This is a genomic window from Brevibacterium sp. Marseille-P9724 (assembly GCF_902500275.1).
GTDB lineage: Bacteria > Actinomycetota > Actinomycetes > Actinomycetales > Brevibacteriaceae > Brevibacterium.
The window spans coordinates 13,209-31,662 of the sequence record NZ_LR722998.1 but is presented as its reverse complement, the minus strand read 5'-3'; the positions used below and the strand labels follow the sequence as shown (position 1 = coordinate 31,662).

Sequence of the window (18,454 nt, the reverse complement as noted above, 5' to 3'; positions counted from 1 at the left end):
GAGGCCTCGATCTTTAGTATTAAACACCGATACATGACTGTTCTCGTCGACTTTGACCATTGTTGCCACGGTCGTTGGGCGCGAAGAGTCAGGGCTTTGCAGCAACACCATCACTGGCGCGAGCCTGAAATGCCCTGTTGTTGCGCGAAGCATCCAGCAGCTGGTGGTAGATCCACGTGGTCTGCAATGGCTTTCGGAGAGCGTGACGATCACGGTCATCGGCAGCTTCTCCAGTGGTTCTCGCGGGCGATCGACGCCGTCGGGCCCAGTGCCAGGGCCGTACCGTACTCGCGCGGCATCCGTAGCCACCTAGCCACCGCGCCAGCTGCGGCTGCGCTTGTTGACAGTCTCAACCACCAGGGGTTACCTTGTAACTGGTTATCAGGTAACCATTCGTTGTATTCATGAAACGGGGGACAGTGCATGTCCGTAAAGCACGCGATACTTGCGCTCCTGTCGTCGGAGCCGTCGTCGACATACCAACTCTGTAAACGCTTCGACGCGTCCACCGGCCAGAGTTGGCCGCTCAACATTGGGCAGGCGTCGTCGACGCTCCAGCGCCTGGAGCGCGACGGACTCGTGGTCCGCGACGACACGGAGACCGACGGCGAGTCAGGCGGCCAGCCTTGGCGGCTCACGAGCAAGGGCGCCGATGATCTCCAGGTCTGGTGGGAGCGCCCTGTAGTCGCAGAGCAGCGCGGCCGGGGCGAGCTCGTCGTGAAGCTCGCCCTCGCTACGGTCACGCCCGGCGTCGACGTGCTCGCGCTTGTGCAGCGCCAGCGCAGCACGACGCAGCGGACCCTGCACGATCTCACCCGCTTGCGTCGTCACGCCGACGATTTCGTCGGCCAGCTCGTGCTTGACCACCACCTGTTCCTCACCGAAGCTGAACTCCGTTGGCTCGACCACATCGAAGGCACCCTGGGCCGTCGTGCCGAGGTGCGCTCAGACGCCGACGCAGCCATCATGGCTGAGCCCTCGCTGGTGAGCAACGCGAAAGGCCGCCGATGACGTCGCCGGGCCCGCTGTTAGCGCTACGTGATGTGACCCGCGTCCACGGCGAGGGTGCGCGTCGAGTCACCGCTCTTGACGCCGTGAGCCTCGTCGTCGAGGCGGGCGAATTCGTTGCCATCATGGGACCTTCAGGCTCGGGCAAATCGACGCTGCTGAATCTCGCGGGAGGCCTCGACTCCCCGACGAGCGGCGAGGTGCTCATCGAGGGATCCCCGCTCTCCGGGCTCACCAGCCCGCAGCTCGCAGCCATGCGACGCCGCCACGTCGGCTACGTGTTCCAAGACTTCAACCTCCTGCCTGGGCTGAGCGCCGTCGAAAACGTCACCTTTCCCCTCGAGCTAGACGGCATGCCATGGCGTCGAGCTCGACGCGCGGCGATGGATGTGCTTACCCAATGTGGGATTGCCAAGCTCGCTGATCGTCGTCCCGAGGAAATGTCGGGTGGTCAGGCCCAGCGCGTCGCCATCTCTCGGGCGCTCGTCGGGCCTCGACGGCTCCTGCTCGCCGACGAACCCACGGGTGCGCTTGACAGCGAGACCGGCGTCGCGGTGCTCGAACTCCTTCGCCAGCGTGCTGACAAGGGAGCGGCGGTGGTCATGGTGACGCACGAGCCCCGATTCGCGGCATGGGCCGATCGCACGGTGTACCTGCGCGATGGGCGCATCTCGGGAGAGGCTGGGCCGACCGACCCGAACCAGCTGCTTGACGAGCTTCACACCGGCGACGGAGCACCCCGATGAGCGCATGGCACGCCGTGCTGCGGTTGGCGAGCCGCGACGCTCGACGCCACCTGACCCGGACGATTCTTGCCGCCCTACTCATCGCCTTGCCGGTCGCGGCGCTCGGCACGTTCTTCTCAATCTCCTCGCCGGGCGCCCCGGTCACGAAGCGTGTGCTGGGGAGCATTCCCGACGGTGCCCAGGCCACCATCACGGCCGCAGCCTTGCCACAGGGTGGACCACCATTTCCGCAGATCCCCGAGGGTGCCCCCGGGCCGTGGATCGACGATGCAGACGTGCGCGCCGCAGATCCGGAGCAGATTCGCGCGGCACTCCCACCGGCCATCGAGCTCTCCGAGTACTGGACGTCGCCGTCGCTCGTCGCATCGCCAGAGCTCGGGCTGCAGCCGGGGCAGGAGCAGACCCTCGACAGTCAAGTGAAGACGCTCGATGGGAAGCCCCCCAAGCGGCTCGCGATGGCGGAGCTGTGGGAGGGTGAACCGTGGGCCTTTTCCGCCAGCGCGCCGCGTGTGGCTGAGGGCACCGCTCCGACGACGCCCTCGGAAGTCATCATCACACGCTCGCTGGCCGACCGACTCCACCTCGAAGTGGGCGATTCGCTGGGCTTCCTCGCGCCACCGGACGTCGGCGTGCGCAGTTCCGACGGCAACCTCGCCGCCGCGATGAACGATTCCGCCCGAGGGTACCGTGTGGCTGGCATTGCTGACGCGTCCGGCACCCGCGCCTGGGCGCCGTCGGGCTGGTTGTCGTCGCTGGCCGCGAAGCATCCGGAAGGGCTGCAACGGCACTGGTTCGCGCATGGTTCGGAGCCCGTGACGTGGACGGATGCCAAAGCGCTGAACAAGCTCCAGGCCTTCGCGATTTCCAGGCACGTGCTCGAACACTACCCGGCCGCCGACGAGCTCTACCCGGTGGACATCGATCCAGCGCAGCTGCTGGAGCGAGCTATCGGCGTCGCGGTAGCACTTGTGGTGGGTGGGCTGCTCGTGTTCTTCCTCGTCACTCCTGCGATTGCGATTTCCGCGGAGCAGTCGCGGCGCACGCTCGGACTTGCCGGGGCGGTCGGCGCCACCCCACGACACCTGCGGCGCATCGTGCTGTCCCAAGGACTTGTCATCGGAGTATTCGGGGCGGTGCTGGGATGCGTGCTGGCAGTCGCGTCAGCTGCGGGATCCGGCGCATTGCTCGGGGCGATGGTGCCAGCCGAGGACTCCGAGCAACCGCGATTTGGTGCGGGCGTGGCGCTCGCCAACTTCCCCTGGTGGGTGCTCGTTGCCGGTGCATGCATCGCCGTGCTGCTCGGCCTGATCGCCGCTTGGGGGCCAGCGCGCTCCGTCGCTCGTCTCTCGGTGGTCGATGCGCTGCGCGACAGGCCCAGCGTGCGCGCGCAACGTCGTCGTCGGGGACGCTCGCTCATCATCGGCCCCGCACTGCTCGGTATTTCGGTGCTGGTTGGAGCGGCGACACTGTTGGCGCGAGTGCCCGAACATGTGGCGGGCCAGGAAGCTAAGGCGGAACTTGCGCCGGGCTCGCTGCCGCCAGGCGCGACGGTGTTCGTCATTGGGGCGTCACTTGCCATCGTGGCCGCGCTGGCCGGCCTCGCGGTCACGGTGCGAGGGCTGCTTCCACTCCTCGGGAGGCTCGGGGATGGCCGTCGGCCGGTGTGGAAGCTGGCGCTTCGAGATGCGGCCGATCATCCGTCGCGGACGGTGCCGGCGGTCCTCGGCGTGATGTTCTCGCTGCTGGCAGCGTCGTATCTGTTGGTCATGGGCGCGTCGCAGCATGCCGATTTTCGGACGACGGGCGAGTCCGTCGACTGGCGGGGGACATTCCTCGTCTCTCCGACGGTGTCCATCGACCCGGTGCTCGATCGGGCCATCGCTGACGCTGCGTTGGAAGAGCTGTCCCGCAGCCTGCCTGAGGTCGACGGTTCGCATCCCGTCGAAGCGTTGGCGCATGACTCGCCGACATTGCTTCTCCCTCTCCAGCCGAAGGGCCGCGAATGCCCCGAAGGCACATTGGTTCACGCCGCCTCGGCACGAACTCCGGGAGCTCCGCTTCGTTGCGTGAGCGAGGTCTCTGGTGCTGCCTTCAGAGAGGAGAGCGCCGGGTTCGGAAGCCCCGAATCTTCCTCGGATCCGCCGGTGTTGATGGATGGCCCTGCGCTGCAGGCGATGCGTCTGCCAGGGGCCGACGCCGCCGCGCAGGTGCTGGATAGTGGGGGTGTGTTGGTGAGCGATGCCTCGTTGATCGATGACGACGGTCGTGTCCGTCTTGCACGCATCCCTCGTGAGAAGCTCGACACGCTCGAAATTGATCCGCACGACGAGGTGAAGCTCCCGGCGAAGTTTGTGCGGGGCATCGGTACCGGCCTCGTGATGTCACCTTCGACGGCGCGTGGCCTTGGTCTCGACCACATCGTGCTGGCGGGCGTGCTGGCAGACACCTCGAAACCGCTGGATGAAGCGACGCTCGAGCGCTTGGGTGACGAAAGAGTCGGCGGGCTGGTGTGGGTGAACCTCCCGGACTCGACAGACCCGCTTGGAGCCGATGAGCCAGAGGAGCGTGCGGCCAAGTGGGGGCCGCCGGTGCTGCTGGGGGCCCTCTCCGTTGCAGCGGCGGCCATCGCGGTGCTGCTGTCCGCCACGCAGGGGCGCCGCGACGCGATCACGGCCTATGCGGTGGGTGCGTCACGAGGCGTGCTCGTGCGGATCGGGCTCGCGAGAGCTGCGGTGATCTTGCTGTTCGGGGTGCCGTTAGGGCTCGGCGCCGGGCTCGCGGTCAGCGCCTACCACGTCGCTTGGAAGAGGCGGATCGCTTCCAGCGGGGCGTGGCTGGACACCGTCCCACTGTGGGGCTACCAAGCCATGCTCGGGGCGGGGGTCGTCGTCGCGGGAATGCTGGCAGCGCTGCTGCTGACGAGGCCGCCTCGACGGTTGGTGCGGCGCGGGCTCGACTGACGTGGCCATATTCGCCCTGCTTTTGAAGTTGACCGTCACACGATGCGCGGAGCAGAGTGGGTGACCACGAAGGGGGAGAGGTGTGCTGACTGATGGTCTTCGTATGGAGGCCGTCAGAAGCGGCATCAACTCATGCAATGTGGGAGCCCACGGCTGAGTAACGCCGTAATCGAGCATCTTCTTGCCGCCAGTTGCTTGCATTGGCTGTGCTGCTGGTTCGCGAGGGGCCTGAGCAGCAATACAGCTGCAGCCAAGCTATCGACCGCCGTCTCACGACGGTTGGTGAGCGTGGCAGCTGTCTGGGGGGTGGTCACGTTCTGCAACCGGTCAGCGCAACGTGCCCACCACCAGTCCCGGTCCCGAAGGGAAGGTCAGTTCTCCCAGGCTTCGATGATTTGCCAGGTTGTCGTCTCACGTTCGAGGGTCGGTTTCCCGCCCCGTTGTCGAAGGATTCTCGAGGCACGGCGTAACAGCCGGTGAGCCATCGGCGCATCGAACAGAACAGTGCCTCTCCAAGTTGCCCCCACGATTTGATTCCTGTCTGCGAGAGTACGCATTCGAGTGCGGTCTTTCCCCGGCAGGACAAGCCCCTGACGTCAAGCGCGGTGATAGTCCAACGCCAGGGACTGCCAAAGGTTTGGTTGACTGAGTGTCTTGCACTTTAAGTGGGTCCGGGAAAGGACGTTGGCTGTGAATTCAGCGTACTCACTATAGTAGAGGTGGGGGAGAGGGGGAATGAACGCTCACCGCTGCAATCCATTATGATTTTCTGTTTGGGTGCTTGCAGGGATTCTTATCTGTCGAGTATTGCGAATAGCAACTTCTAACTCGGCACTGATGTTCGGTGTGCATCAGTTGGGTGCAAGATCCTTGTAGGGGTGAACCCAGCAGTGGTTTGCGATTCAGCCACCCAGCCGTTTCGTACACCCACTTGAGTTTTGTAGCCAAAGTTGAGTACGGACAACCGTGTAAAGTCCTGGGACGTAGTTCACTCGATGTTTCGGGACTTTTTGTGTTTCGGCCTGGCGAACTGCGGGTGCGAATCATGCTGTCATGACTGACGCCAGAGTTTCCTTGGCTTGTGCGACCAGCAGAGAAGGCTTGCTTAGCATTGAGTAATGACTGCGTTTGAATCACCTTCTGCATGGACCCGTCGGTCGGTCCTCGCCGGGCTGCTGACGGCCCCGTTTGTTGGGTTGGTTAACGGTTGTGCACCAATCAGCACGAAACACAGCGAAACTTCGGGTGCGCGGAAGGCCCTGGTCTACCGCGGGCCGGCGGGGTGCGAAGGCTGCGCGGAAACTCTTGCAGAGCGGCTGTCTCAATCGCCGCTGGGTATGGACGTTGCGTTCATCGGCCCGGATGAAAAGTTCCCTCTCGAAGCGAGTGCTCTTTCTGGAGTCGCTCTCTACGCTCAGCCGGGCGGTGGAGACGATATTCCCGCCGCTGCGCAGAGTTTTCCTTCCGATTTCATTCGCGGGGTTGCTGACTTTGTTATGGCAGGCGGAAGCTACCTTGGGGTCTGCATGGGTGCATATCTTGCAGGGACCGAAGGCTTTGGTCTTGTGAACGAACCCGTCGAGGGTCAGGCGAATGTTCCCGGCTTCCCCGTGACAGACAGCACGGCTCAAGTTGTGGCAGTCACGTGGGACGAAACCTCGCGATGGACCTATTTTCAAGAGGGAGCGAGGCTGCCCAAAGAAGGCGCTGAGGCTTATGCCCATTACGAAACAGGCGACATCGCCGCCGCGTACTATCGGTTTGGGGAGGGAAGTGTGGGCTTGATTGGCCCCCATCCAGAAGCTGATAAAACCTGGTTTGATGACGATGATCTTGTCGACCCCGACGGCGACGACTGGAAATACGCAATCCCACTTGTCGAGCGAATTCTCAGTTGACCGGCGGGAAACTTGGGTGCAGGCGGAGAACCACAGATCAATTCGGTGAAGGCGTTCTGACTTGCCTGCTGAGCAAGAGGCAGCAAGTTTCGGAATGCGCCTTTGGGTGGCTCTGCAGGCCCCGGTGGTTCTTCGAACGACTGGGGTTCATTTTGTCCCCGACATTGGTTTGTCCTCAGCGCCGGTACAGGTGGCCTTGTTCATGGTCTGCCGTCTGCAGGTGCAGGCCGAGCTTTTCTGCCAGCCGGGCGGATGGGGCGTTGCTTGGATCAATAATCGCCACGACTGGACGCTCAGGATGCGTCTGACGTGCCCAGTCAATGGCGGCAGCTGCGGCCTCGGCCGCATAGCCCCTTCCCTGGGCTTCGGGCGCAAAGCGGTAGTAGAGGTTGAGTACCTTTTGGCCCTGTTCCTCTGAGAAGCGCAAGCCTGTAAAGCCGATGATCTCGGCTGGTTCTCGGAAAACGACAAAGTAGCCGATTCCGTCCTCCGCCCAGTTGCGCTGCCACGCGGCCAGCAGCTCGAAGGCCTCGTCACGGTTCTTCATCGCCAGTTCAGGGCGATGCTGGTAGGTCCTTGGGTCAGAGTGGATGCTGAACACAGCATCTTCATCGCCGTCATGCGGTGGTCGTAGTGCCAATCGCTCAGTCGTAAGTGAAGTCATTGTTCCCTTCGAGTAAAGAGCTTCAAAGTGCGCTTCCGCAGCTTTTCCGGTCAACTCTTGTAGATTTTGTCGCTCCGGCCGATAGAAAACACCTCGATGGTTGGGTCGCGCTAAGAGTTCCTCTAGGACCTCGTCAATGCTGAAACGTTCGCCGTTGTCCTCCGAAATTGCTTCGTGGAGCTCTTGTAGGTCAAAGGAGTCTTCGATTTTCTCCAAGATCGCTGACCGGGCGAAGTCGGAAACCGTGACGCCTTCAGAATCGGCAAATTTGCGAACAAGAACGGCGCTTTCGTCAGGCAGTTCGACAGTTATCGTGCTCATGCAATGCTCCTCTCGCTGTTCGAAGCAAGTGTATTCAGCAGCGCTGACACAGCCCTTCGAAAGTTGCCTGCCTACGCCCCAATAAGGTTTGCCGCCAGTCCCGTCACTGCGCCGATCAGCACGACGGCCCATGCGGGCCACTTAGCCAGCATGAGCAGCGCCAGGCACGCCAGAGCAATCAGCAGGGGAGCGGGCCCCGTAATAGCTGAAGACACAACCGGGGTGATGAGGGCCGCGGCGAGGATCCCGACAACAGCGGCATTCGCTCCAGCCACACCAGCGCGCGCAAGCGGGCTTGTCTGCACTGACGCCCAGAACGGAAGCGTGGCTATCACCAGGAGCAGTCCGGGGAGGAAAACGGCAATCAGCGCAACCGCCGCACTGAGCCACGCCTCGGCGGTGGCGACCCACTGGGGCGCAGCCAAACTGGCCAGCAGGGGAAGGCCCATCAAGAGGACCGCGAACAGGCCAACACTGATCAGACCCACTGTCGTCGAAACGTGCACACGCAGCGGATGGTCAGCGCCACCAGCCACCCCACGGCAGAAGAGCAGTCCCGCCACAATGCCCGCACCGATAGCCGTCACCTGCCCGAGGTTCCCAGGTACCAGCAGGGCCGCAGCAGCTCCCGTGGCTGCAATGAGCGCGCGACGAAAATCTGGCGCGAGCGTTGTCGCCATACCCATCACCGCGTGCGCCACAACAACAACGGCAACAGCTTTCAAGCCCATGAGGAGGCCGTCACCCACAGGGCCGCCGAGGTGGACGGCACCAAGTGCGAACAGCACCAGAAGCAGGGCGGAGGGGAGAGTGAAGGCTGTCCATGCGGCAAGGGCGCCCAGGGTTCCGCCGCGGAGCAGGCCCAGAGCAAAGCCCACCTGTGACGATGCCGGGCCCGGCAAGAACTGGCACAGGGCAACGAGCTGCCCGTAGTGGCCGCAGGTTTGCGCTTTAATGCGAAATCACGCAGTAATGCAGCGCATTAAAGCGCAAACCTGCATTACTGCGTGAATCCGGCGTTGGTCTAGCCGCTGCCCGACATCAAGCCCGCGGCGTATCCTCAGTGCCGCGGCGGATGCGCTGTTGCCACGCAGTCATGATCCGCTCCGGCGTGGGCCGGGACATGAGCGAGCCGACAACGTAGGCGATGAGCGAAGCGCCCAGGCCGAAGTAGATCGGCGTGTTCGCAAACAGCCCGTTGACGATCATGAAGATGACAGCGGTACCTGTTCCTGCGATCATGCCCGCCAGAACTCCGACGATGGTGCCGCGCTTCCACACCAGCCCGCCGACAATCGGGATGAACAAACCGGCCACGAGGATGTTGTAGGCAATTGTCAGCGCATCGACCACGCTGGTCATGACGCAGGCCAGGATGATCGACACGATTCCCAAACTGACCAGGTAGATCCGTGAGTCGCGAACTTCGTCCCCGGTTTCGCGCACGAGGCTGCCGCGCAGAGCTTCGCCGAGTCCGCTGCTGGTCGATGTGCGCTTGGCCAGAGCGGGTTCAACAACGTCCTGACGCAGAACCGTTGAGGCGGCAAGAAGCGCACCGGATGACGTCGACATGACAGCCGACAGCGCTGCTGAGAGAACCAGTCCGGCAAGCAGCGGTGACAGCGCATGTTCGGTGACGGCTGTGAACACCTGGTCGGAGTCTTCGATGCCGGGCACCAGCACGCGGGCCCCCACACCCACCAGGGCACCGGCAGCACCGTAGAGCACGCAGTACACACCGGCGGCGAAACCACCCCAGCGAGCGGTGCCGGGGGAGCGGGCGGTGAACACGCGCTGCCAGATGTCCTGACCGATGAGCAGGCCGATTGTGTAGATGAGAACGTAGGTGATGATCATGTTCGGCCCGATGGCCACCGGGTCGAACGCTTCGGGACCCACTGCGTTCCGGATGGCGGTGAAGCCGCCTGCGTCTGTCAGGACGATTGGCAGCAGGATGATGAAGATGCCGACGGTTTGGATGAGGAACTGCACGAAATCGGTCATGGTGATCGACCACATGCCGCCGAGCATGGAGTAGACGATGACGACAGCTCCGCCGATGAGCACCGCAGGCACCCGGTCGATGCCCAACAGCGAGTGGAAGATCGCGCCGTATGCCACCGTGGAGGTTGTCGAGATCATCAGCCCGTATGCGGTCATGATGATTCCCGAAACAGTGCGGGAGCCGATTCCGTAGCGCAGCTCCAGCATCTGGGACACCGTGTAGATCTCCAGGCGTTGGATCGTTGGGGCGAAGAGCAGGCTCAGAATGATGATGCCCAAGCCGATGCACACAACCAGCCACATGCCCGACAGTCCGTGGACGTATCCCAGGCCGACACCTCCGACGGTAGAGGCTCCGCCGAGCACAACGGCGGCCATAGTGCCCATGAACACCAACGGTCCCAGCCGCCGTCCGGCAACAAGGAAGTCCTCCTGGTTCTTCGCGCGGATTCGACCCCAGACGCCGAATGCGAGCATGCACGCCAGGTAGACGGCTACGACTGCTGTTTCCATGGTGTTTCTCTCTTGCGGGAAGGGCAGTGGGGCAGCTGCAGTGCGTGCCCCGACGGATTCGGGTGGTTGGTGAAGCGGGTCAGATCTTCACGTGGATGAGTGTTGGGACATCAGCGCCCAACGCCTCGGCAACTGCGCGTTCCAGCTGGTCAGAGCAGTCGGGGTCGGTGGCGTCCAATTCTACGCCCTTGCCGCCGAACGCCGTGCCCAAAGCCGCGAAATTCGGCCTGGCCAGGTGGACGGCGAACGGGTCGATGTGCCGCTGCTGCATCTGCGCTTCGATTTCGGCATAGCCCCCGTTGTCGACGATGACCATGGGGATGCCCAGACCCAGTTCGACTGCTGTCATGACTTCCTGGATGGAGAACATGGCAGCGCCGTCGCCCACGTGGACGACCACCGGGCGGTTTGGATCTGCCAGCTTGGCGCCGATTGCAGCGGGAATGCCGTAGCCGAGGGTGGCAAAGCCCGGCATGTACAGCAGCTGGTCTTCGCTGTGGGCCTGCAGGGCGTGGACGGCTCCGTCGTAGGTGACCTGCGAAGAATCACCGGCGATCACGGTTCCGGGCCCGCCTGCGGCTGTGATTGCCCGCGTCGTCCACACTCCCGCACCGTCGGGGAATTCGCTGCGCCATTCGCGATTGAGATCGGCTGTCCGTTCAGCGCCGCTGCGGCCCGGCTGCTCACCCAGTTCCCGGCTCAGCGCATCGACGAACTCCCGGCTGTCGGAGTGAACCAGGATGTTGCCCGGCAGGTTTTTGTGCAGCTGATCGGGGTCGATGTCGCAGCGGATGACTGTCTGGGTCGGCTGGTTTTCGGGCTGTTCGGGTGGGCAGCCCAGGTGGTCCCAGGAATTGACGCCGCGCGCGCCGATCCGTCCGCCCCACAGGTCGGAGTCTGCAAGCTCTGAACCGATCACCAACAGGACGTCGGCGTTCTGCGACTCTTTCTGCACCGAAGGAAAGCGCACGCTGGCACCCAAGGACAGGGGGTGTGACTCATCGACTGCGCCCTTGCCGTTGGCGGTGGTCACAAGCGGTGCGTCGAGCTTTTCAGCCAGCGCGGTCAGCGGCCCGGCCATGCGGCGGGCACCACCGCCGGCAATGATGAGCGGACGCTGTGCCGCCGTCAGCGCCTCGGCAGCTTCGGCAACTACTGCGGGAGCCGGCTGTATCGGCGTGACGGTGCGCGGCACCTCGGCGGTGCCGTGCCAGGGGCCCTCGAGAACATCGAGCGGCACCTCGATGTGGATCGGCCCCGGCCGTTCCGAAGCGAACCGGGCGAAAGCCTCGGACACGGCGGCAGCGGCACCTTCGGCGGTGCGGGTGCGCTTGGAGCCGACCAGGAGATTGTCGATGGCTTCGGCGGTGGCCTTTGTTTCGTGCAGCAGACCGACATCGGCCCGCTCCAACCCGTTGGGCACACCGGGGGAAAGGATGAGCATGGGACGGGATTCCGCATAGGCGGTGGCGGCTGCCGTGATGACGTTCGTCAGGCCCGGACCCGAGGTTGTGATGACAACACCGGGTTTGCCGCTGAGCAGCCAGTAGCCGTCAGCGCCATAGCCTGCACCCTGTTCGTGGCGGGGCGTGATGGCGCGGATGCCGAAGGTTTCAAGGTGGCGGTAGAACTCCAGATTGTGGGTTCCGGGAATGCCGAACACGGTGTCGACGCCGTGGGCCGCCAGTGCGGCGATGACGGCCAAACCGCCGTTTCGGTGGGCGTCGTCAACGCGCTTCAGGCGTTCGTTGATGCTGGTCACGTGTGCTCCTGGGCGGTTGGTCGTGGGGATGGTCAGTGTACGAGGCGGAGCTTCCCTCCCGCTTGTGCCGTGTAGGCAGTCCGCGGGAGGGCAAGCGGATCAGCCGAGGTTGTCAGCGGCGAAGCCCGTGGGAGATTCGGCGCCCTTCTTCTGAGCGGCCCACAGAGAAAGGAGTTCGTAGCCGACCTGTGCTGCGGCCAGACCGGTGATTTCGGCGTGGTCATAGGCAGGTGCGACTTCGACGATTTCAGCGCCGACGATATTGAGTCCCTGGAGGCCGCGAATGGAGTTGAGCAGTTCGCGGCTTGTCATACCGCCGGCCTCGGGGGTGCCGGTGCCCGGTGCGGCCGCGGGGTCGAGCACGTCGATGTCGACGGAAATGTAGACGGGCGCATCACCCAGGCGCTTGCGGATGCGGGCGACAATGTCCGGCAGCGGCTGGAACTGGTAGTCGTCGGAGCGCAGAATCTGGAAGCCGAGCACAGCATCGTCCTCGAGGTCCTTCTTGCCGTACAGGGGACCGCGGATTCCCACGTGCATACAGTGTTCGAGGTCGAGCAGACCCTCTTCTGATGCGCGACGGAACGGCGTTCCGTGAGTGTAGGGCGCACCCATGTAGGTGTCCCACGTGTCCAGGTGAGCGTCGAAGTGCAGCACCGCAATCTTTCCGTGGGTTTTGTGCAGCGAGCGGATGTTCGGCAGGGCAAGCGTGTGGTCTCCGCCCAGGGTGAGCAGCTTCGAGCCGTCTTTGCGCGCTTCGTCGGCGTTGGCTTCGACAGCGGCGATGGCCTCTTCGATGTTGAAGGGGTTCACGCCCAGATCTCCGCAGTCGGCGACCTGCTGCCAGGAGAACGGGTGCACATCGGTGGCCTGGTTGTAGGGGCGCAGCAGCTTGGAGGACTGGCGGATGTGGGAGGGGCCGAACCTGGTGCCGCTGCGGTAGCTCACACCGGCGTCGAAGGGGATGCCGATGACCTTGACGTCGATTGGCTGGCCTGGCCGCTGTGCTTCGACTTCGTCAATGCGCGGCAGGAGGCCGAAGGTCGGTGGGCCTGCAAAGCGCGGGGTCAGGCTGTAGTCGGCTGGGCCCAGGGGTTGGGATTCGCTCACGTGTTCCTCCTAGTTGCGATGATTCAGTTTCAGGTTTGAGGGGTGAGCTGCATCATGACATATCCAGTATGGCCAACAGCGCCCGCCCATATGCTGCAAGGTATATCTCTGCGTGCGCCTCTGGCGGGCCCGGGCCTTGGGGCCCAATCAGATGTCGTTGGGACTGAAGGCCTTTGTTTTTTGCTCGAATTGGGCCCTGACAGGCCCGGTGTGATGCATTAAACTGAAAAAATTTTTCTTGTGGACAGATGTCGAAAACCTGTGGATAGAGCGCAGGCTGAAAACTCTGCGGACCTCGGGCGATCCCCGGAATCTCGCGGGAGTTGAACTACATTGATGTGATTTTGGAAGTTCACAACTGTGGATGACGACCTGACGGCCCCTTGTTGACACTGGGTGGGACGCGGCGCGGCGCCAGGAGATTTGCTCGAAAAAGCCTAGATATGGGCGTAGTCTCTTATCGGAACACAACATCTTGTGGTTACTCACCCGTCCGGTTTGGACGGCCAGCAGCCTGAGATCCGAGTCACCTTGAAGGAGACCCACATGATCACCGTTTACACCAAACCCTCCTGCGTCCAGTGCACTGCAACGTTCCGCGCCCTGGATGTCCGCGGTCTGGAGTACCGGTCGGTTGACCTCAGCCAGGACCATGGTGCCCTCGACGTTGTCAAGGCGATGGGCTACATGCAGGCTCCCGTCGTTGTGACCGACGGCGATCACTGGTCGGGCTTCCGCCCCGACAAGATCAATGCTCTCGCAACTGACAGTGCGGAGGCCGCAGCGGTCTGATCATGCTGATCGTCTACTACTCCAGTGGTTCTGAATACACCCACCGGTTTGTAGAAAAACTGGGGCTGCCCGCTGTGCGGCTGCCTCTGCTGACGAAGGACGACACTCCGCTGGTCAGCGAACCCTTCGTCCTCATCACGCCGACGTACGGAGCCGGACGCAACGCCGGCTCCACGCCGCGGCAGGTGATCAAATTCCTCAATGTCAAAGAAAACCGCGACAAGATCGTCGGAGTCATCGGCTCTGGAAACACGAACTTCGGCAGCAACTTCTGCCGTGCGGCCTACACGGTGGCAGAGAAGACCAAAGTTCCCGTCCTCTACAACTTCGAAATGTTCGGAACGCAGGAGGACGTCGACAAAGTGAAAGAAGGGTTGGACAAGCTGTGTCAACGACAGCCGCAGACCGCGACCTAGAAGCCATCATCCGCGAGGACACCGACCTCGACTACCACGCTCTCAACGCCATGCTCAACCTGTACGACCAGGACGGTCGCATTCAGTTTGAACGCGACAAGCAGGCGGCACGACAGTTCTTTCTCCAGCACGTCAACAACAACACCGTCTTCTTCCACGATCTGGAAGAGAAGCTCAACTACCTCATCGAGCACCAGTACTATGAAAAAGAAGTGCTCGACCAGTACTCGTTCGCCTTCATTTCAGAGCTGTCCAAGCACGCATACGCCAAGAAGTTCCGCTTCGAGACGTTCCTCGGTGCGTTCAAGTTCTACACGTCCTACACGCTGAAGACCTTTGACGGCAAGCGCTATCTTGAGCGTTTTGAAGACCGCGTCGTCATGGTGGCTCTGTTCCTTGCCCGCGGCGACGAAAAGCTTGCCCGCCAGCTTGTCGACGAAATCATCTCCGGTCGTTTCCAGCCTGCAACGCCCACGTTCCTCAACGCCGGCAAGAAGCAGCGCGGCGAAATGGTCTCCTGCTTCCTGCTGCGCATTGAAGACAACATGGAGTCCATCGGCCGGTCGGTGAACTCCGCGCTGCAGCTGTCTAAGCGCGGCGGCGGTGTGGCTTTCTGCATGACCAACATCCGCGAAGCCGGCGCACCCATTAAGAAGATCGAAAACCAGTCCTCGGGTGTCATTCCCGTCATGAAAATGCTCGAAGACGCCTTCTCCTACGCCAACCAGCTGGGCGCCCGCCAAGGTGCCGGTGCGGTGTACTTGAACGCCCACCACCCGGACATCTACAGCTTCTTGGACACCAAGCGCGAAAACGCAGACGAAAAGATCCGCATCAAGACCCTGTCACTGGGTGTGATCATTCCGGACATCACGTTCCACTTGGCCAAGAAGAACGAGCCCATGTACCTGTTCAGCCCCTACGACGTCGAAAGCGTCTACGGGGTGCCGTTCACCGAAATCTCGGTGACAGAGAAGTACTACGAAATGGTCGACGACGCGCGGATCAAGAAAACCAAGATCAACGCGCGCGAATTCTTCCAAACACTCGCCGAGATCCAGTTCGAATCGGGCTATCCGTACATCATGTACGAAGACACGGTCAACCGCGCCAACCCCATCAAGGGCCGCATCACCATGTCGAACCTGTGCTCGGAGATCCTGCAGGTGAACTCCGCTTCGCTCTACAACGAAGACCTCACCTACAGCCACATCGGCAAGGACATCTCCTGCAACCTCGGTTCGCTCAACATCGCCGCGACTATGGACTCCGAAGACTTCGGGCAGACCGTCGAAGTCGCCATCCGCGGCCTGACCGCCGTGTCGGAGACTTCGAACATCGCTTCGGTTCCCTCGATTGAACGCGGCAACTCGATGTCGCACGCCATCGGCCTGGGTCAGATGAACCTGCACGGCTACCTGGGCCGCGAGCGGATTCACTACGGTTCCGAAGAGGGACTCGACTTCACCAACATGTACTTCTACACCGTGGCCTTCCACGCGGTGCGCGCATCCATGGAGATCGCCAAAGAACGCGGTCGGGCCTTTGAGGGCTTCGAAGACTCCAAATACGCCTCCGGTGAGTACTTCGAGAAGTACACGCAGCAGGAATGGGCTCCGCGCACGCAGCGTGTGGCACAGATCTTCGAAGAAGCCGGCGTGCACATTCCCACCCAGGACGACTGGGCCAAGCTGCGCGACGATGTAGCCGAGCACGGCATTTACAACCAGAACCTGCAGGCTGTGCCGCCGACGGGCTCGATTTCCTACATCAACAACTCAACATCGTCGATTCACCCGATCGCCGCTCCGGTGGAAATCCGCAAAGAAGGCAAGATCGGCCGCGTGTACTACCCGGCACCGCACATGACGAACGACAACCTGGAGTACTTCCAGGATGCCTACGAAATCGGCCCGGAAAAGATCATCGACACATATGCCGAAGCCACCCAGCACGTGGATCAGGGGCTGTCGCTGACGCTGTTCTTCAAGGACACCGCCACCACGCGTGATGTCAACAAGGCCCAGATCTACGCCTGGACCAAGGGCATCAAAACCGTCTACTACAGCCGCATCCGCCAGATGGCGCTGACCGGTACGGAAGTCGAAGGCTGCGTTTCCTGCATGCTGTGACCAGCAGCGGGAGAACAGAAGGGAACAACAGTGACACAGACACGTGACTTTGGACTGTCCGAGCGGGCTGAGGCGATCAACTGGAACCGCATTGAGGACGACATCGACCTCGAGGTGTGGGATCGGCTCACGTCGAACTTCTGGCTGCCGGAAAAGGTTCCGCTGTCCAATGACATCCAGTCGTGGGCCACGCTCAGCGATGACGAAAAGTGGATGACCATGCAGGTGTTTGCAGGTCTGACTCTGCTGGACACCATTCAGGGCACCATCGGCGCGGTTTCGCTGCTGCCGGACGCCCTGACACCGCACGAAGAGGCCGTGTACACCAACATCTGCTTTATGGAGTCGGTGCATGCGAAGTCGTATTCGTCGATCTTCTCGACCTTGTCGAACACCCGCCAGATTGACGAAGTCTTCCGGTGGGCAAAAGAAGAGCCGACCCTGCAGAAGAAGGCGAAGGTCGTCACCGACTTGTACCACGGGGATGACCCGCAGAAGCGCAAGATCGCTTCCACGCTTCTGGAATCGTTCATGTTCTATTCGGGCTTCTACCTGCCGCTGTACTGGTCATCACGCGCGAAGCTGACGAACACCGCCGACCTCATTCGGCTGATTATTCGCGACGAGGCGGTGCACGGCTACTACATCGGGTACAAGTACCAGCAGAACCTCAAGAGCGAATCCGAGCAGCGCCGCCAGGAGCTCAAGGACTTCACCTACGAAGTTCTGTTCGATCTGTACGAAAACGAAGTCGCCTACACCCACCTGATCTACGACCGGGTGGGCTTGGCTGAGGACGTGAAGAAGTTCCTCAACTACAACGCGAACAAGGCGCTCATGAACCTGGGGTATGAGGCCATGTTCCCGGCCGAAGTCACGGATGTGAACCCGGCTATTCTGTCTTCGCTCAACCCGAACGCGGACGAAAACCACGACTTCTTCTCCGGCAGCGGCTCCAGCTACGTCATCGGCAAGGCCGAATCCACCGAAGACGACGACTGGGACTTCTGAGCCACGTCCACACACATCGGCTCGTATAGCAGCGGCCCGGAACTGTTCAGAACAGTTCCGGGCCGCTGTCTTTGAGCGGTGCTCTTTCGCCGGGAAGTCGTAGTACCGGAGCTGGCGCCCGACTTCAGCGAGTGACCGCTGCTGTTTAGCTTCGGTCGGCTGCGAGCAGCAGCCTCAGTCAAAGGGCCGGTGACCTCAGTCGTTCCAGGCCCAGACGTCTTCGCCGCGCAGCGAAACTTCTGCACCGCCATCCACGTAGATGGTCTGTCCGGCCATGTGGGTGTTGGCAGGTTCCGTAATCCAGATGAGCGCGTCAGCCACAGACTCCGGCGGCTGGTGGTAGTTCAGCGGCATGGGAACCTGCTGGTCGACATACGCCGTCATTTCGGGAGTGGACAGAAGCTCTTCCGTCATGGGAGTCAGCACCGTGCCCGGGGCAATCGCGTTGACCGGAATACCGGCGCCAGCCCATTCGTCGGAAATCGAGACGCGGCGGATCCAGCGCGACAGAGCGCGCTTGGAAGAGGGGTAGGAAACATAGCCGGTCATCGGGTCATCCGACAGGTGACTCTCAGCGATCTCAAGGGCCTTGGCTTCGTCGCCGGCGAGCATCGCCTCGACCATGGCGGGATCGTTCGGCTGCAGTGACGCCATGGACGAAACAACAGCAACCCGAGGAGCCTCCGACTTCTTCAGCGCAGGCAGCAGAGCTTCCAGAAGCTCAACAACGCCGAAGTAGTTCACCGACACGGTCTTAGGAATAGGAGCGGCAATACCGGCAGAGGCGATGACAGCGTCAACTGTCCCACCGGCAAGTTCGACGGCGGAAGCGGCAGCTTGCGAGCGGCCCTCCGGAGTGGACAGGTCAGCCTCAATATCAGCGTTCTTCAGGTCGATTCCGACAACGCGGTCACCGCGTTTGCGCAGAATCTCGACGGTTGCGGCGCCGATACCCGACGCCGAGCCGGTGACAACATAGGTGCGGGTCATAGACTTTCGCCTTCCTCCGCCCGGTGAGCTTCGGGCGGTATGCGTTACAACGGCGGTCTGCCGTCGGCTCTAATCTAATCGTCTACAGGCAAATGGCAGCTGAAAATCCAGTGGGCAGACCACACCC

At 62.2% G+C, this 18,454-nt stretch carries 14 protein-coding genes; 8 read left to right on the top strand and 6 right to left on the bottom strand.

Annotated elements, in window-relative coordinates:
• Positions 1–423 precede the first annotated feature (423 nt).
• The 4 genes from GC119_RS09495 (at position 424) to GC119_RS09480 (ending at position 6,612) form a co-directional block, all read left to right on the top strand.
• Positions 424–1,011 carry a PadR family transcriptional regulator gene (locus GC119_RS09495; RefSeq protein WP_151953006.1) on the top strand — a complete coding sequence of 196 codons (588 nt, stop codon included), beginning with the start codon at positions 424–426 and terminating at the stop codon, positions 1,009–1,011.
• Positions 1,008–1,754: an ABC transporter ATP-binding protein gene (locus GC119_RS09490; protein ID WP_151953005.1), complete on the top strand. Its 747-nt coding sequence runs from the start codon at positions 1,008–1,010 to the stop codon at positions 1,752–1,754. Before GC119_RS09495 ends, GC119_RS09490 begins: the two co-directional genes overlap by 4 nt.
• A complete protein-coding gene (locus GC119_RS09485) occupies positions 1,751–4,714 on the top strand; it encodes an FtsX-like permease family protein (protein ID WP_151953004.1) in 2,964 nt (987 codons plus the stop codon). The genes GC119_RS09490 and GC119_RS09485 overlap by 4 nt, the downstream gene beginning before the upstream one ends.
• Before the next feature lie 1,118 nt (positions 4,715–5,832).
• Positions 5,833–6,612, top strand: a complete 780-nt coding sequence (locus GC119_RS09480) for a BPL-N domain-containing protein (RefSeq protein WP_151953003.1) — start codon at positions 5,833–5,835, stop codon at positions 6,610–6,612.
• A gap of 175 nt (positions 6,613–6,787) precedes the next feature.
• On the opposite strand, the gene relB is transcribed toward GC119_RS09480, so the two are convergent.
• The 5 genes from relB to speB all read right to left on the bottom strand — a co-directional run bounded on the left by relB (position 6,788) and on the right by speB (position 12,986).
• Positions 6,788–7,597 (bottom strand): type II toxin-antitoxin system RelB family antitoxin, encoded by an 810-nt coding sequence (gene relB, locus GC119_RS11090; RefSeq protein WP_226829390.1) that lies wholly within the window; start codon positions 7,595–7,597, stop codon positions 6,788–6,790.
• A gap of 71 nt (positions 7,598–7,668) precedes the next feature.
• Complete coding sequence (locus GC119_RS09465) at positions 7,669–8,553, bottom strand: chromate transporter (protein WP_083304151.1); 885 nt, start codon at positions 8,551–8,553, stop codon at positions 7,669–7,671.
• An 85-nt stretch (positions 8,554–8,638) separates the two neighbouring features.
• Complete coding sequence (locus GC119_RS09460) at positions 8,639–10,114, bottom strand: sodium:solute symporter (protein ID WP_151953002.1); 1,476 nt, start codon at positions 10,112–10,114, stop codon at positions 8,639–8,641.
• Between the two features lie 79 nt (positions 10,115–10,193).
• Positions 10,194–11,876: a thiamine pyrophosphate-binding protein gene (locus tag GC119_RS09455; protein ID WP_151953001.1), complete on the bottom strand. Its 1,683-nt coding sequence runs from the start codon at positions 11,874–11,876 to the stop codon at positions 10,194–10,196.
• 99 nt (positions 11,877–11,975) lie between these two features.
• Positions 11,976–12,986 carry an agmatinase gene (gene speB, locus GC119_RS09450; RefSeq protein WP_070574494.1) on the bottom strand — a complete coding sequence of 337 codons (1,011 nt, stop codon included), beginning with the start codon at positions 12,984–12,986 and terminating at the stop codon, positions 11,976–11,978.
• 546 nt (positions 12,987–13,532) lie between these two features.
• On the opposite strand from speB, the gene nrdH reads away from it, so the two are divergent.
• The 4 genes from nrdH to nrdF are packed head-to-tail and all read left to right on the top strand — an operon-like array spanning position 13,533 to position 17,337.
• Positions 13,533–13,778 carry a glutaredoxin-like protein NrdH gene (nrdH, locus tag GC119_RS09445; protein WP_070574492.1) on the top strand — a complete coding sequence of 82 codons (246 nt, stop codon included), beginning with the start codon at positions 13,533–13,535 and terminating at the stop codon, positions 13,776–13,778.
• 2 nt (positions 13,779–13,780) lie between these two features.
• On the top strand, positions 13,781–14,194 hold the full coding sequence (gene nrdI, locus GC119_RS09440; protein ID WP_070777010.1) for a class Ib ribonucleoside-diphosphate reductase assembly flavoprotein NrdI: 414 nt from the start codon (positions 13,781–13,783) through the stop codon (positions 14,192–14,194).
• 5 nt (positions 14,195–14,199) lie between these two features.
• A complete protein-coding gene (gene nrdE / locus GC119_RS09435) occupies positions 14,200–16,326 on the top strand; it encodes a class 1b ribonucleoside-diphosphate reductase subunit alpha (protein ID WP_413462992.1) in 2,127 nt (708 codons plus the stop codon).
• A gap of 30 nt (positions 16,327–16,356) precedes the next feature.
• On the top strand, positions 16,357–17,337 hold the full coding sequence (gene nrdF, locus GC119_RS09430; protein WP_176745903.1) for a class 1b ribonucleoside-diphosphate reductase subunit beta: 981 nt from the start codon (positions 16,357–16,359) through the stop codon (positions 17,335–17,337).
• Positions 17,338–17,532: 195 nt separating this feature from the next.
• Here nrdF and GC119_RS09425 read toward each other — a convergent pair whose 3' ends face one another.
• Positions 17,533–18,327 (bottom strand): SDR family NAD(P)-dependent oxidoreductase, encoded by a 795-nt coding sequence (locus GC119_RS09425; protein ID WP_070574486.1) that lies wholly within the window; start codon positions 18,325–18,327, stop codon positions 17,533–17,535.
• Between the last annotated feature and the right edge of the window lie 127 nt (positions 18,328–18,454).